Here is a 25,514-nt window from a genome sequence, read left to right on the forward strand (position 1 = left end):
GATTGACCGACCAACCCCCTTGTTGAGGTCCCTGTGTCGCTGCCACCCCTGGTCGAGCCCGCTGCCGAGCTCACCGTCGACGAGGTCCGCAGGTACTCCCGTCACCTGATCATCCCGGACGTCGGGATGGACGGGCAGAAGCGGCTGAAGAACGCGAAGGTGCTGTGTGTGGGGGCCGGTGGCCTCGGCTCCCCGGCTCTGATGTACCTGGCCGCGGCCGGTGTCGGCACGCTCGGCATCGTGGAGTTCGACGAGGTCGACGAGTCGAACCTGCAGCGTCAGATCATCCACAGTCAGGCCGACATCGGCCGGTCCAAGGCCGCGTCCGCGCGTGACTCCGTCCTCGGAATCAACCCCTATGTGGAGGTGATCCTTCACGAAGAGCGGCTTGAGGCCGAGAACGTGATGGACATCTTCTCGCAGTACGACCTGATCGTGGACGGCACGGACAACTTCGCCACCCGCTATCTGGTCAATGACGCCTGCGTGCTGCTGAACAAGCCGTACGTCTGGGGTTCGATCTACCGTTTCGACGGTCAGGCCAGCGTGTTCTGGTCCGAGCACGGCCCCTGCTACCGCTGCCTCTACCCGGAGCCGCCGCCCCCCGGCATGGTTCCCTCCTGCGCCGAGGGCGGCGTGCTGGGCGTGCTCTGCGCGTCCATCGGCTCCATCCAGGTCACCGAAGCGATCAAGGTGCTCACGGGCATCGGCGAGCCGCTGGTCGGCCGGCTGATGATCTACGACGCCCTGGAGATGCAGTACCGCCAGGTCAAGGTCCGCAAGGACCCCGACTGCGCGGTCTGCGGCGAGAACCCCACCGTCACCGAGCTGATCGACTACGAGGCCTTCTGCGGCGTCGTGTCCGAGGAGGCCCAGGAGGCGGCGGCCGGCTCGACGATCACTCCCAAGCAGCTCAAGGAGTGGATCGACGAGAAGGAGAACATCGAGATCATCGACGTGCGCGAGCCGAACGAGTACGAGATCGTCTCGATCCCCGGCGCCAAGCTGATCCCGAAGAACGAGTTCCTGATGGGCAGCGCCCTGGAGACCCTGCCGCAGGACAAGAAGATCGTCCTGCACTGCAAGACGGGTGTCCGCAGTGCGGAAGTCCTCGCGGTGCTGAAGTCCGCGGGCTTCTCGGACGCGGTGCACGTCGGCGGCGGAGTCATCGGCTGGGTCAACCAGATCGAGCCGGAGAAGCCGGTCTACTGAGACCCGGCGCGCCGACCGGAACAGCGAGGCGAGCGGCAGTACGAGTGAGGGGGCCGACGTGTACACGTCGGCCCCTTCGTCGTACGCGGTGTGGTCGCGCCACGAGCGGCCGGTCCCGCTACGAGCAGCTGGTCCCGCTACGAGCAGCTGGTCCCGGCGTCCGGGACCGTGCCGCGCAGGAAGTACTCGTCCACCGCGCCCGTGATACAGCGGTTGCCCGTGATGTACGCGCCATGGCCCTCGCCCTCGAAGGTGAGCAGGACCCCGACCCCCTCGCCCAGCTCCTCCACCATCCGCCGCGCACCCTCGTACGGCGTCGCCGGATCGCCCTTGCCGCCGACCACCAGGATCGGTGCCGCGCCCGGCGCCGACACCTCCGGTGTCTCGTGCTCGCCGGGCACCGGCCAGTCGGCACACCAGCCGGCCAGATCCCAGGCCAGATACGGCCCGAACACCGGCGACACCCTCCGGAAGTCCGACAGCAGCCGGGACGTGACCTCCGCGGCGGTGACCCGTCCCTTCGTGTCCGCGCAGGAGATGGCGCGCTGCGCGTGCTGCGCCGTGCCATAGCGGCCCTGTGCGTCACGGTCGTTGTACGAGTCGGCCAGCCGCAGCAGCCCGCTTCCGTCCCCGCCCTCGGCCGCGTCCAGCGCGTCGGTCAGAGCCGGCCAGCCGCGCTCGCTGTAGAGCGGGCTGATGATGCCGGTGAGCGCGAGGCTCTCGGTGAGCCTGCGCCCCGTACCGGTCGGCAGGGGCTCGCGGTCGAGCCGGTCGAGCAGCCGCACCACCCGCGAGGTGCCCACCTGCGCGCTGACGCCCCGGCTCTTGTAGTAGTTCTCCAGGGCGCGCTGGAAGCCGAGCGCCTGATTGCGCGAGTGCCCCACATAGTCGGCCGTCGGATCGACGACCGCGTCCAGGGTGAACCGTCCGACCTTCGCCGGGAACAGGTGGGCGTAGACAGCGCCCAGTTCGGTGCCGTACGAGAAGCCCAGATAGTTGAGCGTGTCGTCGCCGAGCACCTGGCGCATCAGATCCATGTCACGGGCCGCGCTGGTCGTGCCGACATGGGGCAGCAGCGGTCCCGAGCGGCGCGCGCAGTCCGCGCCGAAGGACGCGGAGTCCGCGAGGAAGGTCCTCTGCTCGGCCGGGGTGTCGGGGGTCGCGTCGATACGGAGCGACCTCTCCGTCTGGCGGTCGTTCCGGCACACCACACCGGCGCTCTGCGCCACTCCGCGCGGGTCGAAGCCGACCAGGTCGTACCGGGTCCCGAGCGTGGTGAACGAGTCGGCGGCGGCGGGGAGCGAGGCCACGCCCGAGCCGCCGGGGCCGCCGAAGTTGAAGAGGAGCGAGCCGATCCGGCTGGCCTTGTCCTGCGCCTCGGAGCGGATCAGGGCGATCCCGATGGTCTCGCCGGTGGGCGCGGTGTAGTCGAGCGGCGCCCGCATCGTGGCGCACTTCCACCGGGAGCCGGGAGCCTTCGCCGCGCTGCCGCGCGCGGCGCGCGGTGCCTCGCAGCGCTTCCAGTCGAGCCGCTGTCCGGTGAGTGAGGCGGGCAGCGCGGGCACGGAGGCGGAATCCGGCGCGAATCCGGCGGCGGGGGTGGACACCGGGGCCGAGGAACGGGCGGCCGCCTTGGAGTCGGGCGGTGGGTCCTCCGTACCGCTCCCGCACCCGGTGACGGTCAGCAGGAATGACACCGTGAGCAGGGCGGATATCCGAGTACGGCGAGACATGGCGCAATTCAATCCGGTCCGGGGGGAGAGGACAACCGAGGACAACAGAGGGCGGCTCGCGCCCGGTTGCGGAATGACGGCTGGGAAGGGGGATGACGCCGGGGAGGGGGGATGGTGGCTGAGAAGGGGGATGGCCGGCGGGTCAGCGGCAGACCGTCCCCGCGGCCGGCACCTTTCCGTCCAGCAGATAGCCGTTCACCGCCCCCTGGACGCAGGGGTTGCCGCTGTCGTACGAGCCGTGTCCCTGCCCGTGGTACGTGATCTCCGTGCCGACGCCCTTGCCCAGCGCGTCGGCCATCGCCCTCGCGCCCGCGTACGGGGTCGCCGGGTCACCGGTGTTGCCGACGATCAGGATCGGCGCCGAGCCCTTCGCGCTGACGTCGGGGGTGGACCACTGGCCCGGCACCGGCCACTTGGTGCAGCTCATCATCCCCCAGCCCAGGAACTCCCCGAAGACCGGCGACGCCTTGCGGAATTCCGGCAGTGCCGCCTCGGTCTGCGCCACCGTGTAGCGCTCCTTGGAGTCGGCGCAGTTGATGGCCACGTTGGCGGCCTGGAGGTTGCTGTATCTGCCGTACTGGTCGCGGCCGTTCATCGAGTCCGAGAGCGCGAGCAGCAGGGCGCCGTTGCCGCCGTCGGCCTCGTCCAGCCCCTGTTCCAGATACGGCCAGAAGTCCTTGGAGTAGAGCGCCTGGGCGATGCCGTTGGTGGCCTGGGTCTGGGTCAGCTTGCGGTCGCCGATCCCGGCGATCGGCCGCTTGTCCAGCCGCGCGAGCAGCTTGGTGATGAACCCCTCGATCTCCTTCGGCGTGGAGCCGGGCAGTACGCAGGCGTCGCCGCGCGCGATGCAGTCCTTCGCGAAGTTGTCCAGGGCGAGCTGGAAGCCCTTCGCCTGGCCGAGGGAGCCCTGTTCGGAGTTCTGGGTCGGGTCGACGACGGCGTCGAAGACGGCCCGGCCGACGGACTTCGGATAGAGATGGGCGTAGACGCCGCCCAGTTCGGTGCCGTAGGAGATGCCGAAGTAGTGGAGCTTGCTGTCGCCGAGGACCTTGCGCATCAGCTCCATGTCGCGGGCGGCGTTGGTCGTACCGACATACGGGAGCGCGCTGCCGGAGTTCCTCTCGCAGGCGGCGGCGAAGGTGGCGAGCCCGTTGGTGAAGGTCTTCAGCTCGGCCGGGGTGTCGGGGGTGGAGTCCTGGGCGAAGTACGCGTCGAGCTGTCTGTCGTTCTCGCACTTCACGCCGTCGCTGTCACCGACCCCGCGCGGGTCGAAGCTGACCAGGTCGTAGCGGGCGCGGAGCTTCTCGTAGTCCTGCGCGAAGGACGGCAGTCCGGTGATGCCCGAGCCGCCGGGGCCGCCGAAGTTGAAGATCAGCGAGCCGATGCGCCGCTTCGTGTCGCGGGCCTTGGCCCGGATCAGCGCCAGCTCGATCGTGTCGCCGTCCGGCTTGGCGTAGTCGAGCGGCGCCTTCATGAAGGAGCACTCCCACCGGGCGCCGCCGGGCAGCGGGGAGGGGGCCGGACCGCCACCCTCCGCGACCGATGGGGCCTTGCACGCCTTCCACGCCAGCCGCTGGGTCGCCAGGTCCTTGGGCCTGTCCGTACTCCGGGTGTTCCCGCCGTGCGAGCTGCCCGGCGCGGAGGTCCCGCCGGAGCCGGAGCATCCCGTGGCGGCCAGCAGGGCGGCGGCGGTGACGGCGGCCAGGGCCGGGGCGCGCCGCGCGGAGAAAGCGGACACGGCGGACGGGAGGGAGGCGGCGGGGGCGGGGGAGTGTGACATGGACCCATCGTGCGCCCCGGCGGCATGGGCCGCTCGGGGCCGCGGTCCATGCGGGTGGCGCGGCGGGCGGGCCGGGCGGCCGATGGTGTCCCCCCGCGGCGCCGGGCCGGCCGGGCGGCCGGCCGTGCCTCCCGCGGTGACGGGCCGCCCCTTCGCGGTGACGGGCCGCCCGTTCCGTTCGGCCGGACGTCCGGGCCTACGCGTCTAGAGCGCTCCCTTGCGCGTGAGGTGACTGAAGCTCAGCCAGCCGGGCAGCACCGGCAGCCACAGCGTCAGCAGCCGGTAGAGCAGCACGGCGGGCGCGGCGACCTCCTTCGGCAGCCCGACCGCCAGCAGACCCAGCGTCAGCGCGCCCTCGACCGCGCCCACACCGCCCGGTGTCGGCGCGGCCGACCCCAGCGCGTTGCCCGCCAGGAAGACCACGGCGATGCTCGCGTAGCTGAGCTGCTGGTTGCCGTTGTCGAACGCCCGGATCGAGGCGTCCAGGCACATCACGAACACACCCGTCAGCAGCAGCATCCCGCCGATGCCGGTGAGCAGCTTCATCGGCCGCTGGAGTACGTCGAGCATGCGGGGCACCACCCCGGCGAACAGCGAGCGCAGCCGTGTGACGAGGAACTTCCGCAGGAACGGGATCGCGGTCACGACCAGCACCAGCACGGCGACCGTCAGCAGCCCCGCGATCACCGTCCTGGACGGGGTGAGCGACGCCGACTTCTCCGTACCGGTGAGGTAGCCGAAGGACAGCAGCAGCAGGATGTGCGCCCCGAGCCCGAAGAGCTGCGACGCGCCGACACTGGCGACGGCGAGCCCCGGGCGCACCCCCGCGCGCTGGAGGAAGCGCGTGTTCAGCGCCACACCACCGACCGCGGCGGGCGTGACGATCTTGACGAAGGAACCGGCGACCTGCGCGACGACCGTACGCCGGAAGGGCACCCGTTCCGGTACGAAGCCCAGCAGGCTCATCGCCGCCGCGACATAACTGAGCGCCGAGAACGCCACGGCCGCGGCCACCCAGCCCCAGTGCGCCTGGCTGATCACCGAGCCGAAGTCCACCTGTGTGATGGTGGTGAGCAGGAAGTACGCGGCGACGGCCCCGGCGATGAAACTGAGCAGCGTACGGGGCTTGATCCGCTCCAGCCGGACCGGCTCGACCGGCGCCTGCGGTCTGATCCGCAGCACCTGCTTGCGCATCTGGGAGAGCAGATCCTCTTCGCGCGCCTCGTCGAGAGCCTCGTCTATGGCCCGTTTCTCCGCCTGCTTCTCCGCGCGCAGGGATCTTCGTACGGCCTTGCGGTCACCGTCCACGGCGGCGGCCTCCGCCACCTTGGCGCGCTTGTTCGCCTCGGACGCCTGGAGCACCGCCTCGCGCTCGCGCTGCGAGCGCTCGCGGGCGAGCCGGCGCAGCGTCGCGCGCGTGGAGCGGCTGAGCGCGATCGGCTGGAGCAGCGGCAGACAGTCGGCGATGGCGTCGGGGCCGAGGACCTCGACCGCCGCCGCCACCGAGCGCTCCGCGCCCACCCGCAGCCCCATCGTGGTGAGCAGCTGGGCGGTGTCCATCCGCAGCACCAGATCGCCCGCGGCGATCTCGCCGCCGCGCAGCTCGGTGAGGATCACCTTGCCCGAGCGGTCCACCAGCAGCGCGTCGCCGGTGAGCCTGCGGTGCGCGATCCGGCGCGACTGGAGCGCCTTCACCTGCCGCCAGGCGCCCCGTACCAGCTCGTCGGTGATCTCCTCGTCCGGCAGCGAGTCCAGGGACCGGCCGCCCAGGTGCTCGTACACGAGCATGACGGCGTCGGGACCCAGCTCGGAGGTGGCGATCAGCTTGGGGGCGTTGGCCCCGGCGGCGATGGCCGCGTACGCGAGCAGCGCTTCCTGTTCGAGCGCCTGGCGCAGGGAGGGGATGGATCTGCGGGTGGTGATGGAGCGCAGCGTCAGCTGGCGCCAGACCCGGTAGAAGAAGCCCTGGGCCTGCTGTTCGCGGTCGACGACGGTGACATCGAGCGGCGGACCGTCCTCCAGGGAGACCAGATAGCGACGGCCCCGGTCGCCCTGCTCGGTGGAGTCCGCGGCGTCCTCGGCGCGCATCGCGCTGACCGGACGGAAACCGACATGGCGCAGACCCGCCATCAGGGTCTGCCCGGTGGGGCGAACGTTGGGCGAGCCGACCGTGTAGAGCGTGCCGTACGCCACGCTCCAGCCGATCAGTACGGTCAGGATGATCGAGAACGGTGTGGTGTAGCCCGCGACCAGCATCGCGAAGGCGTCGAGCAGCAGCACCACCCACAGCACGACCCGCCACCGGGGTCTGCGTGCCATCCCGACGGCCGTCATATACGCGATGACGGGCGCCAGATAGCCATGGACGGGATCGGTGAGGCCGGTGCCCGCCTGGGGACGCGTCAGCGCGTCCTGGATCGACTCCGGGGCGGCTCTGGCGACCCACAGGTCGATGGCGAGGGTGACGCCGTGGGCCAGGACGGCGGCGAGCACCCCGTCGGCGATCCGCAGTCCGTCGCGTTTGATCAGCCGTTCGATCGCGAAGGCGACCGGGACGAGCAGCACGGCGATGCTCGACACCAGACCGGCCACCTTGACCATCAGGTCGGGGGCCTGGCCCGTGCCCTTGCTGATGTCCTGTTCCAGACCGGAGGTCGTGCCGTGGGCGAAGGCGGAGAGCCCGAGGACGAGCGCGATGGCGAGGACGCCGATGAGCAGACGCAGCAGATCGGAGGGGCGGTGGACCCGGGCCGAGAGCAGCGGCTCGTCGCCGGAGACGCGGTCGGCGCGCACGGCGCCGGTGCCGCCGTCGCAGGGCTCGTCGGCGGGGCCGGTGCCCGGGGTGGTGCCGGTGTCGTCCGCGTCCGGGCGCGACTCAGCGCCAGAGGTGGGCGTCGCCGCCGGAGGCCGCACGTCCCGCTCCTCTGTCGAATCCGTCTCTTCTTGATCTCGTATCACCAGTCACCGCCCGGATGATGGTGGCACGAGCCGCCGACAGACGGGGGCATCAGGGTGCATTGCGGGGACCTCGGGCGCACGAGATGCGTCTTTTTGTGTGCGTACGTACACGCGGTGACGGTGCGTACACGCTCCGTGGCCAGGCCGCGGCCGGGCCACCGGGACGGGTGGGGCTGTCGGTGGGGTGCGGCAGGATGGATGGGATGAGGAGTGAAGGCGAGGCGGTGGGCGGGGCGGCCGACGAGACGGCGCGACTGCCCGATTACGCGGAGCGCGTGCTGGATGTGGCCGAGCTGATCCCGCCCGGCCGGGTCATGACCTACGGCGATGTCGCGGAGTGGCTCGGCGAGGGCGGACCGCGCCAGGTCGGCCGGGCGATGGCGCTCTACGGCAGCGCCGTGCCGTGGTGGCGCGTGGTCAGGTCCGACGGAGTGCTGCTGCCGGGACACGAGCTGAGGGCGCTGGACCACTACCGCGAGGAAGGCACGCCCCTGCGCGAGGCCGCGCGGAGCGCGGAAGGGCATATGCGGCGCCTGGATATGAAACGGGCGCGATGGGACGGCGCGGGCAGCGCGGACGAGGGCGAGGGGGCTCACATATGACAGCTTCCGCCATTCGGGCGGGCGACGGGTGGTGCGCCGCCCCCGCGGCAGCCCATGAGGATGACGGAGCGGAGCGCGCCGCCGGGCCGGTGGCCGCGGGCGGACCGGAGCGCATGCGTCCCGGCCGCCCGACGGCGTAGCGTCACCGGCACGCGCCACCCGCGCCCCGGCCGGGGCACAGCTCACCGTCAGCGCCCCCGGCACCGTCACCACCAGCACCTTCCCCAGGACCGGCGAACCACGTGAGCTCCTCCCCTTCCACCGGACGTACCCCGCACCGTCGGGTACGGCAGCGGACCCCGGGCCCGTACCGACTGGTGCGTACCCCGCCGGTCCCGGTGGACCCTCCTTGGCTGGACGCAGCGCAGCGCGGGGTGGTTGACCATGAGACCGGACCGTTGCTTGTGCTGGCCGGTCCCGGCACGGGCAAGACCACCACGCTCGTGGAGTCGGTCGCCGCGCGGGTCGGCCGGGGTGCCGATCCCGAACGGATCCTGGTGCTCACCTTCAGCCGCAAAGCCGCCGTGGAACTGCGCGACCGGATGGCGGTCAGGCTCGGCGGCGGGCGCGGCCCGCAGGCGACCACCTTCCACTCCTTCTGTTACGCCCTGATCCGCGCCCATCAGGAGGCCGAACTCTTCACCGAACCTCTACGGCTGCTCTCCGGTCCCGAGCAGGACGTCGCCGTACGCGATCTCCTCGCGGGCCAGCTCGATCTGGAGCGGTCGGGGCGCGGGCGCGTCCGGTGGCCCGACGAGCTGCGGGCATGCCTGACCACGCGCGGCTTCGCCGACGAGGTACGGGCCGTGCTCGCCCGCAGCCGGGAACTGGGCCTCGGCCCCGGCGCGCTGGCCGCGTTCGCGCGGCGCACGGGCCGCCCCGACTGGTCGGCCGCCGCGGCCTTCCTCGCCGAGTATCTGGACAACCTGGACATGCAGGGGGTGCTCGACTACGCGGAGCTGGTCCACCGGGCGGTGCTGCTCGCCGGCCGCCCGGAGGTCGGGGCACGGCTGACGGAGCGGTACGACGCGGTGTTCGTCGACGAGTACCAGGACACCGACCCGGCGCAGGTCCGGCTGTTGCGCGCGCTGGCGGGCCACGGGCGCACGCTGGTCGCCTTCGGCGATCCGGACCAGTCGATCTACGCCTTCCGTGGCGCCGATGTGAACGGCATCCTCGACTTCCCGTACGCCTTCCGCCGGCGGGACGGCCGGCCGGCGCCGGTGGAGGTCCTCACCACCTCGCGGCGCTCCGGTGACCGGCTGCTGGCGGCGACCCGGCTGCTGACCCGCCGTATGCCGCTTCCCCGGCTGCCCGCGGAGAAGGTACGGACGCACCGCGAGCCGGCGGCGGTGCGTACGGGCGGCTCCGTCGAGGCGTACACGTTCCCGACGCCGTCGACGGAGCTGGACAACATCGCGGACATCCTGCGCCGCGCGCATCTGGAGGACGGCGTTCCGTGGCGTGACATGGCGGTGCTGGTGCGCGCGGGCGGCCGGACGATCCCGTCGATCAGGCGCGCCCTGACCTCGGCGGGTGTCCCTCTGGAGATCGACGGCGACGATCTTCCCCTGCGCCATGAACCGGCGGTGGCCCCGCTGCTGACGGCGCTGCGGGCGGTGGCGGAGGCGGCGGTCCGCCGGCCGTCGGGGGACGCGGAGGGCGAGGCGGTACGGGGGGAGGACGTACGGGGTGAGTCGGCAACACCCGCCCCACGCCGCCGGGTGGAGGAGGGCGTGGCGGAGGAGGGCGCGCCCGGTCCGAGGGGCGACGCCTGGGCCGAGCCGCCCGGTGCCGAGCCCACCGCGCCCGAGTACGCCTCTGCCGCGCCCACCGAGGCCGAGCCGGTCTCCGCCGCGCCCGTATCCGCCGAGCCGGTCTCCGCCGATTCCGCCGCTCCCGTCACCTCCTGGCTCGATATCGAGACCGCTCTCGCTCTCCTCGCCTCGCCCCTCGGCGGTATGGACGCCGCCGATCTGCGCCGGCTCGGACGGGCGCTGCGCGACGAGGAGCGGGCAGGCGGGAACCGGATCCCCGCCGCGTCGGACGCGCTGCTCGCGCGGGCGCTCGCCGAGCCCGAGCGCCTCGTGGCACACGACCCGGCGTACGCCCGAGGCGCACAGCGGCTGGGCGCGCTGCTGCGCAAGGCGCGTGAGCTGCTCGAAGGCGGCGGCACCGCCGAGGAAGCCCTCTGGGAGCTGTGGGACGGCACCCCCTGGCCGGGCAGGCTCGAACGCTCCGCGCTGCGCGGCGGCGCGGGCGGCCGTAACGCCGACCGCGATCTCGACGCCGTATGCGCCCTCTTCGACGCCGCCGCGCGCGCGGAGGAGCGCACCGGCGGCAGGGGCGCGCTGAACTTCCTGGAGGAGCTCGACGCCCAGGACATCGCCGCCGACACGCTCAGCCGCCGGGCCGTACGCCCCGACGCCGTACGGCTGATGACGGCGCACCGCTCGAAGGGGCTCGAATGGCGCCTTGTCGTCGTCGCCGGTGTGCAGGAGGGACTCTGGCCCGACCTGCGGCGGCGCGGCTCCCTCCTGGAGGCCGACAGGATCGGCCGCGACGGACTGGCCGAGCCGCTGTCCCCCGGCGCGCTTCTCACGGAGGAGCGCAGGCTGTTCTACGTGGCCGCGACCCGCGCCCGTGACCGGCTGGTCGTGACCGCCGTCAAGGCCCCCGCCGATGACGGCGACCAGCCCTCGCGTTTCCTCACCGAACTCGGTGTGGAGCCCAGGGACATCACCGGGCGACCCCGCCGCCCGCTCGCCGTCGCCGCGCTCGTCGCCGAACTGCGCGCCACCACCGTCGACCCGGCGGCGTCACCGGTGCTCCGTGACGCCGCCGCCCGCCGGCTCGCCAGGCTCGCCGCGCTCAGCGACGAGGACGGCCAGGCGCTCGTCCCGGCCGCGCATCCGCACCGCTGGTGGGGGCTGTACGAGCCGACCCACAGCACGGTGCCGCTGCGCGACCGCGACCAGCCCGTCGCGCTCTCCGGCAGCGCCCTCGACCAACTGGCGAACACCTGCGCACTCCAGTGGTTCCTGGGACGCGAGGTGAAGGCCGACGCGCCCGCCACGGCCGCCCAGGGGTTCGGGAACGTCGTCCATGTCCTCGCCGACGAGGTGGCCTCCGGCCGTACCCCCGCCGATCTCGACGTCCTGATGGAGCGGCTGGACTCCGTATGGGACGCGCTCGCCTTCGACGCCCCCTGGAAGTCCCAGCAGGAGAAGGCACAGGCGAGGGTCGCGCTCGAACGCTTCCTGCGCTGGCACGTCATGGACCGCGGCCGTACGCCCGCCGCCACGGAACACGGATTCGACGTCACCCTCGAAGCGGGCGCGTACGAGGTACGTATCCGGGGCTCCATGGACCGCGTCGAGAAGGACGCGGAAGGCCGCGCCTACGTCGTCGACTTCAAGACCGGCAAACAGGCCCCGACCAAGGACGAGGTCGCCCACCACCCGCAGCTCGCCGTCTACCAGCTGGCGGTACGCGAAGGCGCGCTGGACGAGGTCTTCGACGGCCGCCGCCCGGAGCCCGGCGGCGCGGAACTCGTGCAACTGCGCCAGGCCGCGCCCAAGAAGGAGGGCGGCGAGGAACTCCCCAAGGTCCAGGCCCAGGAGCCGCTGGGAGGGGAGTGGGTCGGTGAGCTGCTGACCACGGCGGCGGGCCGCGTACTCGACGAACGCTTCACCCCGACGACCGGCCAGCACTGCGGCCACTGCGCGTTCCGCGCGTCGTGCAGCGCGCAGCCGGAGGGGCAGCAGGTCGTGGAATAAGGACAAGGTGACCGCCCCCGCTGTCAGTGGTGCCGGATAGCCTCCTGAGGTGTCCGTACATCTCACCGATCCCGAGCAGCTCAAGGAGCTTCTCGGGATCCCCTTCACCCCGGAGCAGACGGCCTGCATCACCGCGCCGCCCGCCCCGCAGGTCATCGTGGCCGGAGCCGGTTCCGGCAAGACGACGGTGATGGCCGCCCGGGTGGTGTGGCTGGTGGGCAGCGGACAGGTCGCCCCCGAGCAGGTCCTCGGGCTGACGTTCACCAACAAGGCGGCGGGCGAGCTGGCCGAGCGGGTGCGCAAAGCGCTCGTACGGGCCGGAGTCACCGATCCCGACGCCATCGACCCCGAGCACCCTCCCGGTGAGCCCAGCATCTCCACGTACCACGCCTTCGCGGGCCGGCTGCTCACCGACCACGGCCTGCGGATCGGTCTGGAGCCGACCGCCCGGCTGCTCGCGGACGCCACCCGTTTCCAGCTCGCCGCGCGGGTGCTGCGGGACGCGCCGGGACCGTATCCGGCGCTGACCAAGACACTTCCCGCGCTGGTCAGCGATCTGCTCGCGCTCGACGCCGAGCTGGCCGAGCATCTGGTCGGGCCCGCGCGGCTCGGCGCGTACGACACCGACCTGCTGAACACCCTGGCGACCGCGCGGCTCAGCAACGCCGAGCTGCGCAAGGTCCCGGAGACCACCGTCGCCCGCGGTGAACTGCTCGAACTGGTCGGACGCTACCGCGCCGCCAAGAGCGCCCGCGATCTCCTCGACTTCGGCGACCAGATCGCCCTCTCCGCCCAGCTCGCCACCACCAGACCCGAGGTCGGGGCGCTGCTCCGGGACGAGTTCCGGGTCGTCCTGCTCGACGAGTACCAGGACACGTCGGTCGCGCAGCGGCTGCTGCTCTCCGGGCTCTTCGGCGGCGGCACGGGCCACGCGGTCACCGCGGTCGGTGACCCCTGCCAGGCGATCTACGGCTGGCGCGGCGCCTCCGTCGCCAATCTGGACGACTTCCCCGCCCACTTCCCGTACGCCGACGGCCGCCCGGCCGCCCGCTTCTCCCTCAGTGAGAACCGCCGCAGCGGCGGCCGGCTGCTGGACCTCGCCAACGGCCTCGCGCGGCCGCTGCGCGCGATGCACGAGGGCGTGGAGGCGCTGCGCCCCGCGCCCGGCGCCGAGCGCGACGGCGGGGTGCGCTGCGCGCTGCTGCGTACGCACGCGGAGGAGATCGACTGGCTCGCGGACTCGATCGCCCACCTGGTGCGCACGGGCAAGGAGCCCGCCGAGATCGCCGTGCTGTGCCGTACGGCCGGGGACTTCCCGGAGATCCAGGGCGCCCTGGTGGCCCGCGATGTGCCCGTCGAGGTCGTCGGCCTCTCGGGGCTGCTCCATCTCCCCGAGGTGGCCGACCTCGTGGCGATGTGCGAGGTCCTCCAGGATCCCGGCGCCAACGCCTCCCTCGTACGGCTGCTCACCGGACCGCGCTGGCGCATCGGCCCGCGCGATCTGGCGCTGCTCGGCCGCCGGGCCCGGCTGCTGGTCCACCGGGGCACGGGCGCCGACGGGGACGACGACCCCGACGCGCGGCTGGCCGCGGCGGTCGAGGGCACCGACCCCGCCGAGGTGATCTCGCTCGCCGACGCCCTGGACACCTTCCTGGAGCAGGCCGGCGCGCCGGAGGACGGACTGCCCTTCTCCGCCGCCGCCCGGATCCGGTTCGCCCGGCTCGCCACCGAACTGCGCGAGCTGCGCAGGTCGCTCGCGGACCCCCTGATGGACGTCCTGCACCGTGTCCTGGCCACGACCGGACTGGAGGTCGAGCTGTCCGCCTCCCCGCACGCGCTGGCCGCCCGCCGCCGCGAGACGCTGGGCAACTTCCTCGACATCGCCGCGTCGTTCGCGGCGCTCGACGGCGAGGCCGGGCTGCTGGCCTTCCTGGCGTTCCTGCGTACGGCCGCGCAGTACGAGAAGGGCCTGGACAACGCGCTGCCCGGCGGCGAGAACACGGTGAAGGTGCTCACCGCCCACAAGTCCAAGGGGCTGGAGTGGGATGTCGTCGCCGTGCCGGGGCTGGTCGCCGGACAGTTCCCCAACGGCAAGGCGCGCGAGTCCTGGACGTCCCAGCCGAAGGTCCTCCCGCACGCGCTGCGCGGGGACGCGCCGACCCTGCCGGAGATCACGTCCTGGGACGCGAAGGGCCTCAAGTCCTTCAAAGAAGCCATGAAGGCGCACCAGCACACCGAGGAACTGCGCCTCGGCTATGTCACCTTCACCCGCCCGCGCTCGCTGCTGCTCGGCTCGGGCCACTGGTGGGGGCCCACCCAGAAGCGGCCGAGGGGCCCGTCCGATTTCCTGCACGCCCTGTACGACCACTGCGCGGCGGGCTTCGGCGAGATCGAGGCATGGGCGGACGAACCGGAGGAGGCGGAGGACAACCCGGCCCTGCGGACGGAGGGCGTCTCCCACGCCTGGCCGCTGCCTCTGGACGGGCCGTCGCTGACCCGCAGGCGCGCGGCGGCGGACACGGTGCTGTCGTATCTGGAGGAGCTGGGGAGCGACGGAGGCCGGCCGGCGGAGTCGGCGGAGCGCGATGCGGCGGCCGACCTGGCCGAGCCCGAGGACGCGGAGCTGTACGAACCGGAACCGGACGCCCCGGAGGTGTACGTTCCGGATCTTGCCGGGCCGTTCGACAGCGAGTCGCCGGAGGAGGACGAGGCCCCCTTCGACGCCGACCTGCCGGGGGACACCGACCTGCCGGGGGACACCGACCTGGCAGACGCCGACCTGTCCGACTGGGACGCCTGGACGACCGCGCCCGCCCCTGCCCCCGCTGCTCGGTCGGCGACGGCGGCCGTACCCGGTCCCCGGCAGGCCGAGCCGGCTCCCTCGGGCCGCCCCCGACTGACCCCCGAAGAGACCCGTACCCTCGCCTCCTGGGACCGCGATCTCGACGCCCTCGCCGGTGAGCTGCGCCGCTCCCGCGCCACCGTCCGCGACGTCCCCGTACCGCCGTCGCTCTCCGCTTCCCAGCTGCTGCGGCTCGCCGCCGACCCCGACGGCTTCGCCCAGGAGCTGGCCCGGCCCATGCCGCGCCCGCCACGGGCCGCCGCCCGCAGGGGCACGCGGTTCCACGCCTGGGTGGAGTCGCGGTTCGAGGAACTGCCTCTCCCGATGCTCGGCCCCGACGAGCTGCCCGGCGGCGACGACGACGAGCCGGAGATCGTGGACGAACGTGACCTGGCCGCGCTCAAGGAAGCGTTCGAGCTGACGCCGTACGCCCGGCGCACGCCGTACCGCGTGGAGGCACCGTTCCAGTTCACCCTCGCGGGCCGGGTGATCAGGGGCCGTATCGACGCCGTCTACCGCGAGGCCCACACCGACCCCGCGACCGGCGCGGAGACCTTCACCTACGAGATCGTCGACTGGAAGACCGGCCGTGCCGGGACGGCGGACCCCCTCCAGCTCGCCGTCTACCGGCTGGCCTGGGCCGAGCAGCACGGCCTCCCGCCGACCGCGGTCACGGCCACGTTCCTGTATGTGAGGACCGGGGAGGTCGTCCGTCCCGGCCGTCTCCCCGGCCGCCCGGAGCTGGAGCGGCTCCTCACCGAAACCGAAACCGAAGCCGCAGCCGCAGCCGAAGCCGAAGCACCGGGCGACCCCGACGGTCCGGGCGGTCCGGGCGGTCCGGGCGGCCCGGAGGCCGTGGAGGAGACCTCCCCGAGCGCCCCGAGCGCCCCGGGCGGGTCCGGCCCGGATAGCACGGAAAGCACGCACGAGACCCGGGACACACCCACGGACGGGCGATCCTCACAACCGGCAGACGGGACCGCACTCTGAGCCCGTTAGGCTCGACATCATGAGCGACACCCCGGACAGCGTCGTCCGTACGTACATCCAGACCCACCGCGCCGCCTTCCTCGCCGACCTCGCCGACTGGCTGCGCATCCCCTCCGTGTCCGCCGACCCCGACCACGACGCTGACGTGCGGCGCAGTGCCGACTGGCTCGCCGCGAAGCTCAAGGAGACCGGGTTTCCGGTCACCGAGATCTGGGACACCCCGGGCGCCCCCGCCGTCTTCGCGGAGTGGCCCTCGGAGGACCCGGACGCCCCGACCGTGCTGGTCTACGGGCACCACGACGTCCAGCCGGCCGCCCCCGAGGACGGCTGGCACACCGACCCCTTCGAGCCGGTCGTACGGGACGGCCGTATGTACGCGCGCGGCGCCGCCGACGACAAGGGCCAGGTGTTCTTCCACACACTCGGCGTACGGGCGCATCTCGCCGCCACCGGCCGCACCACACCCGCCGTCCACCTCAAGCTCCTCGTCGAGGGCGAGGAGGAATCGGGCTCCCCGCACTTCCGCGCGCTGGCCGAGGAGCGGGCCGGCCGCCTCGCCGCCGATGTCGTGATCGTCTCCGACACGGGCATGTGGTCGGCGGACACCCCGACCGTCTGCACCGGCATGCGCGGGCTCGCCGACTGCGAGATCGAGCTGTACGGCCCCGACCAGGACATCCACTCCGGTTCCTTCGGCGGCGCGGTCCCGAATCCGGCCACCGTCGCCGCCCGGCTCGTCGCGGCGTTGCACGACGAGCACGAGCGCGTCACGATCCCGGGCTTCTACGACGGTGTGGCCGAACTCACCGAGGCCGAGCGCGCCCTGATCGCGGAGCTGCCCTTCGACGAGGAGGCGTGGCTGCGTACGGCGAAGTCGCACGGCACCCTCGGAGAGGCGGGCCACTCCACCCTGGAGCGGGTCTGGGCCCGCCCGACCGCCGAGGTCAACGGCATCGGCGGGGGCTACCAGGGACCGGGCGGCAAGACGATCATCCCGTCCTCGGCCCACCTGAAGCTCTCGTTCCGGCTGGTCGCGGGCCAGGACCCGGACCGTATCGAGCGGTCCGTACGCGACTGGACCGAGGCCAGGATCCCGGCCGGCATCCGGCACACGATCAGCTTCGGCGCGGCCACGCGCCCCTGTCTGACCCCGCTGGACCACCCCGCGCTCCAGTCCGTCGTACGGGCCATGGGCCGGGCCTTCGGGCAGAAGATCCGCTTCACCAGGGAGGGCGGTTCAGGACCGGCCGCCGACCTCCAGGACGTGCTCGGCGCCCCGGTGCTGTTCCTGGGCATCTCCGTCCCGTCCGACGGCTGGCACGCGCCGAACGAGAAGGTCGAACTCGACCTGCTCCTCAAAGGTGTGGAGACGACCGCCCACCTCTGGAGCGAGCTCGCCGCCTCCGGGCCGGAGTTCGCTGCCCCTGGGCCTCGGGCAGGGACCGCGTGTTGAACGTCCCGCTCGGTCCCGTCGGTCCCGCCACATACTCCGCTGACCAGAAACCCAATCCATCCGGGGGAGTTGGAAGTACCTGTGAGCACCATCAACGGTGACGCCACCGCACACCGACCCATCGGCCTCACCGCCCCCAGCGGTATCGACCGCGCGGCGCACCACCGTCTCGACGAGGCATGGCTGGCGGCCGCCTGGAGCCATCCGACGACCCGCGTCTTCGTGGTGTCGGGCGGCCAGGTGCTGATCGACGACACCCCTGACGGGCGTACCGAACTGGTCATGACCCCGGCCTTCGAGGCGCCCCTCACCGAAACCCACCGCTACTTCCTCGGTACGGATGAGGACGGTGTCCGCTATTTCGCGCTCCAGAAGGACTCGCTCCCGGGACGCATGGACCAGTCGGCGCGGCCCGCGGGGCTGCGCGAGGCCGGGATGCTGCTCTCCGCGCGCGACGCGGGCCTGATGGTGCACGCCGTGGCGCTGGAGAACTGGCAGCGGCTGCACCGCTTCTGCTCCCGCTGCGGCGAGCGCACCGTCATCGCCGCGGCCGGCCATATCCGCCGCTGCCAGGCCTGCGGCGCCGAGCACTACCCGCGTACCGACCCCGCGGTGATCATGCTCGTCACCGACGAGGAGGACCGCGCGCTGCTGGGCCGCCAGGTCCACTGGCCCGAGGGCCGCTTCTCCACGCTGGCCGGTTTCGTGGAGCCCGGTGAGTCGATCGAGACGTCCGTGGCCCGCGAGGTCTTCGAGGAGGCGGGCGTCACCGTCGGCGAGGTCGAGTACATCGCCAGCCAGCCGTGGCCGTTCCCGTCGAGCCTGATGCTGGGCTTCATGGCCCGTGCCACGTCCTCCGACATCACGGTGGACGGCGAGGAGATCGAGGAGGCGCGCTGGTTCTCCCGGGAGGACCTGCGGACGGCGATCGAGACGGGTGAGATCCTTCCCCCGGCTGGCATCTCGATCGCCGCGCGCCTGGTGGAGCTCTGGTACGGCAAGCCCCTGCCGAAGCCGCTGACCCAGCCCTGAGCGCGGCCTGTCCTTACAGGCGCGTGCGCGCACGTCAGAGCCCCCGCGGACAGCGGTCCTGCGGGGGCTCTTCTCGCGTCGTGCGGGGCCGCGTCGTCAGACGCCGACCTTCTGCTTGACCTGTGCGAGCGAGGGGTTCGTCAGCGTGGAGCCGTCGGGGAACAGCACGGTCGGCACCGTCTGGTTGCCGCCGTTCGCCTTCTCGACGAAGGCCGCCGACTCCGGGTCCTGCTCGATGTTGATCTCGGTGTACGCGATGCCTTCGCGGTCCATCTGGCCCTTGAGCCGACGGCAGTATCCGCACCACGTGGTGCTGTACATCGTCACAGTGCCCGGCATGTCTCTCGGCTCCTCTGTCTCGAAATCTCGGACATCTCGCTGAATGCGTCGCCCGCATTCTCTCGAACGCGCGTAACCCGGCCACCATTCCCCGACGCCCCGACCGTTCCGACGCCCCGACGCCCCGACCGTTCCGCATGGCGCAGGGGGCGTCCACAGGACCGGTCGTACGAACGGATCGGTACGACCGGTGCGGCACCCCTGTGGACAACCGCCGCACCCGTCCCGGGAGACCTGGCAGCATGGCGGGGTGACAGCAGCAACGCACTCCCCACTGTTCCCGCGGGAATCCGACGCCGGCCAGATCGTGACCCCGCCGCGCGACGCCGACGCGGTGCTCGACGGGCTCGACCCCGAGCAGCGCGAGGTGGCGACGGCCCTGCACGGTCCGGTGTGCGTGCTGGCCGGGGCCGGCACGGGCAAGACGCGCGCGATCACCCACCGGATCGCGTACGGCGTGCGCGCGGGCATCCTCCAGCCCGGCAGCGTGCTGGCCGTCACGTTCACCAACCGCGCCGCGGGTGAGATGCGGGGCCGGCTGCGCCAGCTCGGCGCCGGCGGTGTGCAGGCGCGTACGTTCCACTCAGCCGCGCTGCGCCAGCTCCAGTTCTTCTGGCCCAAAGCGGTCGGCGGCGAGCTGCCCCGGCTGCTCGACCGCAAGGTGCAGGTGGTCGCCGAGGCATCGGCCCGCTGCCGGATCCGGCTCGACCGCAATGAACTGCGCGATGTCACCGCCGAGATCGAGTGGGCGAAGGTCACCCAGACCGTGCCGGCCGACTACCCGGCCGCCGTGGCCAAGTCCTCCCGCGAAGCCCCGCGCGACGCGGCGGAGATCGGCCAGATCTACGGGATGTACGAGCAGCTGAAGCGTGACCGCTCGGTGATCGACTTCGAGGACGTCCTGCTGCTCACGGTCGGCATCCTCCAGGACCGCCATGACATCGCCGACCAGATCCGCCGTCAGTACCAGCACTTCGTGGTGGACGAGTACCAGGACGTCAGCCCGCTCCAGCAGCGCTTGCTCGATCTGTGGCTGGGGGACCGGGAGAGCCTCTGCGTGGTCGGTGACGCAAGCCAGACCATCTACTCCTTCACCGGCGCCACCCCCGACCATCTGCTGAACTTCCGCACCCGGCACCCGGGCGCCACCGTCGTGAAGCTGGTCCGTGACTACCGCTCCACCCCGCAGGTGGTCCATCTCGCCAACGGTCTGCTCAACCAGGCCCGCGGCCGGGCCGCCGAGCACCGTCTCGAACTGATCTCGCAGCGCGAGCCGGGCCCCGAGCCGGTCCGCACGGAGTACGCGGACGAGCCCGCCGAGGCCGAGGGCACCGCCCGCCGTATCCGCGATCTGATCGCCGCGGGCGTGCCGGCCGGCGAGATCGCCGTGCTGTACCGGATCAACGCCCAGTCGGAGGTCTACGAGCAGGCCCTCGCCGACGCGGGCGTGCCCTACCAACTCCGCGGCGCCGAGCGGTTCTTCGAGCGCCAGGAGGTGCGGGAGGCTGGCGCGGCGCTGCGTGGCGCGGCCCGCTTCGGGGGCAATGACTCCCTGCTCGACGATGTGGTCGAGCTGCCGTCGCAGGTGCGGGCGGTGCTCTCCACGAAGGGCTGGACCACCGAACCCCCGGCGGGCTCGGGCGCCGTCCGTGACCGCTGGGAGTCGCTGGCCGCCCTCGTCCGGCTCGCCGAGGACTTCGTACGGGCCAGGCCGTCCGCGACGCTCGCCGATCTGGTGGCCGAGCTGGACGAGCGCGCCGCCGCGCAGCACGCGCCGACCGTGCAGGGCGTCACGCTCGCCTCGCTGCACGCGGCGAAGGGCCTGGAATGGGACGCCGTCTTCCTGGTCGGTCTGACCGAGGGCATGATGCCGATCACCTACGCCAAGACCGACGAGCAGATCGAGGAGGAGCGCAGGCTGCTCTATGTCGGCGTCACCCGCGCGCGGTCGTATCTCTCCCTCTCCTGGGCGCTCTCCCGCTCTCCCGGCGGCCGGGCCTCCCGCCGGGCCACCCGCTTCCTCAACGGGCTTCGTCCGGGCTCCGTGGCCCCGGGTGCCCGGGGCGCGGGGGCGGAGGCGGGTGGTCCCGTGGAGCGCGCGGGCGCGGCCCGGCGCAAGCGGCGCGGCCCGGTGCTGTGCCGCGTGTGCGGCAAGACGCTGACGGACGCCGGCGAGATGAAGCTGATGCGCTGCGAGGACTGCCCCTCGGACATGGACGAGGCGCTCTACGAGCGGCTCCGTGACTGGCGCGCCGGCCAGGCACAGCGGCTGAGCCAGCCCGCCTACTGCGTGTTCACCGACAAGACGCTGATGGCGATCGCCGAGGCCGTGCCCGGGAGCGCGGGTGAGCTGGCCGGGATCGCGGGTGTCGGCAGTCGCAAGCTGGACCGGTTCGGAGCCGATGTACTGGCCATCTGCGCAGGTGAAGAGTGCGCGGAAGCCGATCGGGACAGCTGAGGCAAACTCGACCCAAAAATAGTTTGCGCACGCCCCAGGAATCCCCATAGGTTCTTAACCACGGAAACAACGGCTTCTCCGAAGCCCTGTTACCGTGCTCTACTTGTCCGCATACGTGTGACGGGCCTTCGGGCCGGTCCCTTGAGACGCCGAGAGGAGGCGATTCCAGTGATCAGCATCAACGCAAGCTTCATCGACACCGCCAAAATGACCGATCTCTCGGTCGTCTCCGCCTGCTCGCTCGGCTTCTCCCGTTCGGAACTCATCGCCAGTGGTCTGTCCGGCGCCTCCGCCGTTCGTCCCGCAGCTCTGTCGGTCCTTCCTGTCAGGAATCGCGCCGGCAGTGTCCTGGAGCGCAATGAGCGACCGATCGAGGCACTGGAAGCAGGAGTAGCAGCGGCAGAGGCCAAGGCCTATGCCTTTGCGGCGACCGGTGCCGAAACGAAGCAGCAGACGCAGCACCACACGATGTGGGCCTTCCGTGGGCTCGAACCCTGGAGTGATCCAGCCTGATCCACCATCAGGCCGGCGCCTTCAGGGCCGCGGAACCCCACCCGGGATCCGCGGCCCTTCTGTTTGTCCCGAACGGGAGAGACAGAGCGAAGGGGCCTCGGGACACGCAACACCCGGTACCAGCCGACACCCGGCCAACAGGCCGGACCGACCAGACGAGGAACGACTCCCGTGCAACTCGAAGCGCACGCCCCGTCCGTACCGCCTTCCGAATCGATCACCCCGCCCGGCCCCACGGAGGACTCCACCTTGACCCCGCTCACCGCGCTCACCGCGCTCACCGCGCTCGACGACGCCATCGAGAACCTCGGCGTACCCGTTCCCTGCCGTGCCTACGACCCGGAGGTCTTCTTCGCCGAGTCCCCGGCCGATGTCGAGTACGCCAAGGCGCTCTGCCGCACCTGCCCGCTGGTCGAGGCCTGCCTCGCCGGCGCCAAGGAGCGGCGCGAGCCGTGGGGTGTCTGGGGTGGGGAGCTCTTCGTCCAGGGCGTCGTGGTTGCCCGCAAGCGGCCTCGTGGCCGTCCGCGCAAGAACCCGGTCTCGGCATGAACGTCTCCGGAACCATCGACCGCCCCCTCACGCACGATCCCCAGAAGCAGGCTCCGATGACCTCTTCCCCGAGCGAGCCACGTGGCTCCGCCACCCCAGTCGTCACCACCATGGGCGCGAACGACTCGCGTCAGAACAGGACCCGCGAGATGCAACTCATTCCAGAAGCCCTGGCACGCGCGCATATGAACGAGCGCATGCGGGAAGCCGACGCGGAACGCCGGGCCGTGCGCCTGGTCGCCGCTCGGCGGATGCAGCGCCGCGCCGAGCGCGTATCGATGCGCGCGCGCCGCGCGCTCGCCATGGCCGTCATGCAGTAGGCAATACCTTCAGCCAGCGCCAGTAGCCAGCACTGAGCGGGGGCCGGTCCCGACGGACCGGCCCTCGCGGTGCGTTGTCCGCCACCCGGAACCGGGCGGGCCCACCGTCCCGGCACAACAGCCGTCACTCCTTCCGAGGCGACCTCACGCGCCCACATCGGAGCGATCGAGGACAGGCTCGGCTCCGACCGGTGGAGAGGGCACCTCTTCCCCGTCATCCGGCTCCAGCAGGAACCCGGGCAGCCACGCCTCCAGCTCGTCCCGGAGCCGTACCGTCGCGCTCAGCTGACAGAGCACTCCGATGGTGCTCAGCGTCACGCGGTGGATCAGCAGATACGACGGCGGCAGATTCAGCTGCTTGCCCAACTGGTTGGCGGGCGAGCGCGGGTCGGCGATCCGCGCCGCCTGGGTGCGCATCCAGGCGCGGGTGAAGGTGAACTCCTCCACGACCGCGGGCTCGATGATCGGCAGCAGATACTCCAGCACCCCGTCCGGGTCGAGATCGATGGACTCCTTGACGAACCCCTCGTCCCGCAGCAGGTCGTACACCCCCTGGGCGTCGTCCTCCAGCGTCATCCGCAGCGCCTCACCGATCGTGTCGGGCAGTCCGCCGGGCAGCCGGTCCACCGTGCCGAAGTCCAGCACCCCGAGGCGTGGTTCACCGCCCGAGCCGTCGTCGCCCTCTCCGGCGTCCGCCGCGGGCAGCAGCCGGAAGTTCCCCGGGTGCGGATCCGCGTGCAGCAGGCCCGTACGCGCGGGGCCCGAGAAGAGGAACCGCGCCAGCAACTGCCCCGCCCGGTCGCGCTCCTCGGGCGTGCCGTCGGAGATCACCTGCGCCAGCGGTGTCCCGTCGATCCACTCCGTGACCAGCACCTGATCGCCCTGGTGCACCACATCGGGCACCACCACATCCGGGTCGTCCGCGAACTCCGCGGCGTGCTCACGCTGTGCCTCGGCCTCCAGGGCGTAGTCCAGCTCCTCGGACACCCGGTCGCGCAACTCGGTGATCAGCGGCTTGATGTCCATCCCCGGGACGAGCGGTCCCAGCAGCCTGGCGAACCGGCTCAGCTGCGTCAGATCCGACAGCAGCGCCTCACCCGCCCCCGGATACTGCACCTTGACCGCGACCTCGCGTCCGTCGTGCCACACCGCACGGTGCACCTGTCCGATCGAGGCGGCGGCCGACGGCTTGTCCTCGAACTCCAGGAACAGCTCACGCCACTCCTCGCCCAGCCGCTCCGCCAGCACCGCGTGCACCGTACGGGTGGGCATGGGCGGCGCCGCTTCCTGGAGCTTGGTGAGCGCCGCCCGGTAGGGCCCCGCGATCTCCTCCGGCAGCGCGGACTCGAAGACGGACAGCGCCTGCCCGAACTTCATCGCCCCGCCCTTCAGCTCCCCGAGCACCTTGAAGAGCTGGTCGGCGGTGCGCTGCTGCAGCTCCCGCGCGACGATCTCCGCGGACTTCCCGCCGATCCGTTTGCCGAGCCCCCATGTGGCCCGGCCCGCGAAGCCCAGCGGCAGTGTGGCCAGCTTCGCGGTACGGGTGACCGCCTTCCGGGGAAGATCAGACATTGAGCCCCTCCTAATCCCAGACAGCCATGCCGCGTACGGCGGTTACCCCGCCATTGTGTCGTGCGACGCCCCCGTCCCGGCCATGTGCTCTTCCTCTCTTCGGCCCGCCGCGCCGCAGGGGCACTCCGGATGAGGCGCGATCCGCTCCGACCGCCAGTCGAGCAGCGGCAGTGACGCCTCCCACCGCGCACCCGTACTGGCCGGCAGCTCCCCGTCCAGGAACGACAGGGCATGGGCCGCCGCCAGGCCCGCCACCGCGGTGGCCAGCCCCAGATCACAGGCCGGGACGGCGCCGGTGCCGCGCCCGGAGCGCCACTGGGCCAGCATCCTCGGCCATCCCGGATCGCGGTCCGCGCGCTGCCCGGCGATACAGCCCGCGCAGGCCGTGCCACCCGGCAGCACCAGCGGTCCGACCACACCCGTGGCCTCGATCACTCCCGTATAGAGATGGGGAGTTCCGGTGGAGATCCAGGGCTCGGCCGGCACCGGATCGGGGGCGTAGGCCGCGAGCCCGTCCCGCGGAGCGACGATCACCAGCGAGAGCCCCGGCTCGCCCTCGCCGCCCGACTCCGCGAACTCCGCCGCGCGCGGCGCGCGTCCGGGCGCGGATTTCCGCACCAACTGCCGGGCCGCCGTGTCCCTGCGCTCACCCACCGACCCCGGGGGCAGCCCGCCGGGTGACACATCCCACTCCTGGGCGCACCCGCCGTCCAGCACATCGACCCGCCCGATCCCGGAGGCCGAGAGCACCGCCGCGACGGCCGCCCCCACCCGCCCGGCGCCGCGGACCTGGACCCGCATCGTGCGCCGCGCCGCCAGCCGTCGCGCACCCGCTCCCGGCTCCGGATGGATGACGGAGAGCGATGCCAGATCGGGCCGCATCCGGTCGAGCACCGCTGTCCGCTTCCGTAACGCGTCGGCCGCGCCGCCGCCCGCGTCCGGATCGTCGATCAGCCCCGCCCTGGTCAGCCGCTTCACCAGCGAATCGGCCAGGCCGTCGGGCAGCCCCATCGCGCGGGCCTCCTCCCGCAGCAGCGGCAGCCCGCGTGTCCCGTCCAGCAGCTCCAGAAAGCTGCCCGTGGCCGTGTCGACCGGCCCCAGCAGCACCGCGTGCGCGGGGGTGATCCCGAACTGCACGGTCTGCCGCTCCCGCCACGCGCGACGCAGCGCGGGCTTCACCGTCGGATGCATATCGGCCTCCCCGTTCGTCTTCCCTCGGTGTGTTCGTCTTCTCTCGGTCCTGTCCCGGTCTTCTCTCGTGCTCTGCTCGTGCTCCGCTCTGTGATCACTCCGGAAAGTGATCACTCCGGAATGTCCCGGGCCCCCGGATTCGTGTTCTCAGAATGCAAGACGCCGCTCGACGGTGCGGAAAGTTATCCACA

General features: G+C 72.1%; 16 protein-coding genes. 10 read left to right on the plus strand and 6 right to left on the minus strand.

Annotation, left to right across the window (positions count from 1 at the left end; all coding sequences use genetic code 11):
• Nucleotides 1-33: 33 nt before the first annotated feature.
• Complete coding sequence (gene moeZ / locus ACZ7LS_RS07770; RefSeq protein ID WP_382525032.1) at nt 34-1,212, plus strand: adenylyltransferase/sulfurtransferase MoeZ; 1,179 nt, start codon at nt 34-36, stop codon at nt 1,210-1,212.
• Between the two features lie 137 nt (nt 1,213-1,349).
• Here the strand turns inward: moeZ and ACZ7LS_RS07775 are convergent, their stop codons facing one another.
• The 3 genes from ACZ7LS_RS07775 to ACZ7LS_RS07785 all read right to left on the minus strand — a co-directional run bounded on the left by ACZ7LS_RS07775 (nt 1,350) and on the right by ACZ7LS_RS07785 (nt 7,638).
• The gene (locus ACZ7LS_RS07775) at nt 1,350-2,945 is read right to left on the minus strand and encodes an alpha/beta hydrolase (RefSeq protein ID WP_385135549.1); all 1,596 of its coding nucleotides are present in this window, start codon (nt 2,943-2,945) and stop codon (nt 1,350-1,352) included.
• 142 nt (nt 2,946-3,087) lie between these two features.
• Nucleotides 3,088-4,725, minus strand: coding sequence for an alpha/beta hydrolase (locus ACZ7LS_RS07780; RefSeq protein WP_385135552.1), 1,638 nt, complete (start codon nt 4,723-4,725; stop codon nt 3,088-3,090).
• 204 nt (nt 4,726-4,929) lie between these two features.
• Nucleotides 4,930-7,638, minus strand: a complete 2,709-nt coding sequence (locus tag ACZ7LS_RS07785) for a lysylphosphatidylglycerol synthase domain-containing protein (protein ID WP_382525028.1) — start codon at nt 7,636-7,638, stop codon at nt 4,930-4,932.
• A 248-nt stretch (nt 7,639-7,886) separates the two neighbouring features.
• Here ACZ7LS_RS07785 and ACZ7LS_RS07790 point away from each other — a divergent pair, with 248 nt between their 5' ends.
• The 5 genes from ACZ7LS_RS07790 (at nt 7,887) to nudC (ending at nt 18,381) form a co-directional block, all read left to right on the plus strand.
• Nucleotides 7,887-8,285, plus strand: a complete 399-nt coding sequence (locus tag ACZ7LS_RS07790) for an MGMT family protein (protein WP_385135555.1) — start codon at nt 7,887-7,889, stop codon at nt 8,283-8,285.
• Between the two features lie 242 nt (nt 8,286-8,527).
• Nucleotides 8,528-12,064, plus strand: coding sequence for an ATP-dependent helicase (locus ACZ7LS_RS07795; RefSeq protein WP_385135558.1), 3,537 nt, complete (start codon nt 8,528-8,530; stop codon nt 12,062-12,064).
• Nucleotides 12,065-12,113: 49 nt separating this feature from the next.
• The gene (locus tag ACZ7LS_RS07800; protein ID WP_385135561.1) at nt 12,114-15,896 is read left to right on the plus strand and encodes an ATP-dependent DNA helicase; all 3,783 of its coding nucleotides are present in this window, start codon (nt 12,114-12,116) and stop codon (nt 15,894-15,896) included.
• Between the two features lie 19 nt (nt 15,897-15,915).
• On the plus strand, nt 15,916-17,349 hold the full coding sequence (locus tag ACZ7LS_RS07805) for a dipeptidase (protein ID WP_385135564.1): 1,434 nt from the start codon (nt 15,916-15,918) through the stop codon (nt 17,347-17,349).
• A gap of 90 nt (nt 17,350-17,439) precedes the next feature.
• Nucleotides 17,440-18,381, plus strand: coding sequence for an NAD(+) diphosphatase (nudC, locus tag ACZ7LS_RS07810; RefSeq protein ID WP_382525083.1), 942 nt, complete (start codon nt 17,440-17,442; stop codon nt 18,379-18,381).
• 96 nt (nt 18,382-18,477) lie between these two features.
• On the opposite strand, the gene ACZ7LS_RS07815 is transcribed toward nudC, so the two are convergent.
• The gene (locus tag ACZ7LS_RS07815; RefSeq protein WP_249954276.1) at nt 18,478-18,720 is read right to left on the minus strand and encodes a mycoredoxin; all 243 of its coding nucleotides are present in this window, start codon (nt 18,718-18,720) and stop codon (nt 18,478-18,480) included.
• Nucleotides 18,721-18,970: 250 nt separating this feature from the next.
• Between ACZ7LS_RS07815 and ACZ7LS_RS07820 the strand changes: the two genes are divergently transcribed.
• The 4 genes from ACZ7LS_RS07820 to ACZ7LS_RS07835 all read left to right on the plus strand — a co-directional run bounded on the left by ACZ7LS_RS07820 (nt 18,971) and on the right by ACZ7LS_RS07835 (nt 22,560).
• Nucleotides 18,971-21,178 (plus strand): ATP-dependent DNA helicase UvrD2, encoded by a 2,208-nt coding sequence (locus tag ACZ7LS_RS07820; protein ID WP_382970366.1) that lies wholly within the window; start codon nt 18,971-18,973, stop codon nt 21,176-21,178.
• Between the two features lie 168 nt (nt 21,179-21,346).
• Complete coding sequence (locus ACZ7LS_RS07825) at nt 21,347-21,691, plus strand: hypothetical protein (protein ID WP_382674462.1); 345 nt, start codon at nt 21,347-21,349, stop codon at nt 21,689-21,691.
• A gap of 171 nt (nt 21,692-21,862) precedes the next feature.
• Complete coding sequence (locus ACZ7LS_RS07830; RefSeq protein WP_385135569.1) at nt 21,863-22,240, plus strand: WhiB family transcriptional regulator; 378 nt, start codon at nt 21,863-21,865, stop codon at nt 22,238-22,240.
• Nucleotides 22,237-22,560, plus strand: coding sequence for a hypothetical protein (locus tag ACZ7LS_RS07835; RefSeq protein WP_382525012.1), 324 nt, complete (start codon nt 22,237-22,239; stop codon nt 22,558-22,560). The genes ACZ7LS_RS07830 and ACZ7LS_RS07835 overlap by 4 nt, the downstream gene beginning before the upstream one ends.
• A gap of 144 nt (nt 22,561-22,704) precedes the next feature.
• Here ACZ7LS_RS07835 and ACZ7LS_RS07840 read toward each other — a convergent pair whose 3' ends face one another.
• A complete protein-coding gene (locus ACZ7LS_RS07840; protein ID WP_385135572.1) occupies nt 22,705-24,132 on the minus strand; it encodes an ABC1 kinase family protein in 1,428 nt (475 codons plus the stop codon).
• Nucleotides 24,133-24,174: 42 nt separating this feature from the next.
• Complete coding sequence (locus ACZ7LS_RS07845) at nt 24,175-25,323, minus strand: TOMM precursor leader peptide-binding protein (RefSeq protein ID WP_382525008.1); 1,149 nt, start codon at nt 25,321-25,323, stop codon at nt 24,175-24,177.
• Nucleotides 25,324-25,514 lie beyond the last annotated feature (191 nt).

Source organism: Streptomyces sp. NPDC039430 (assembly GCF_055639435.1).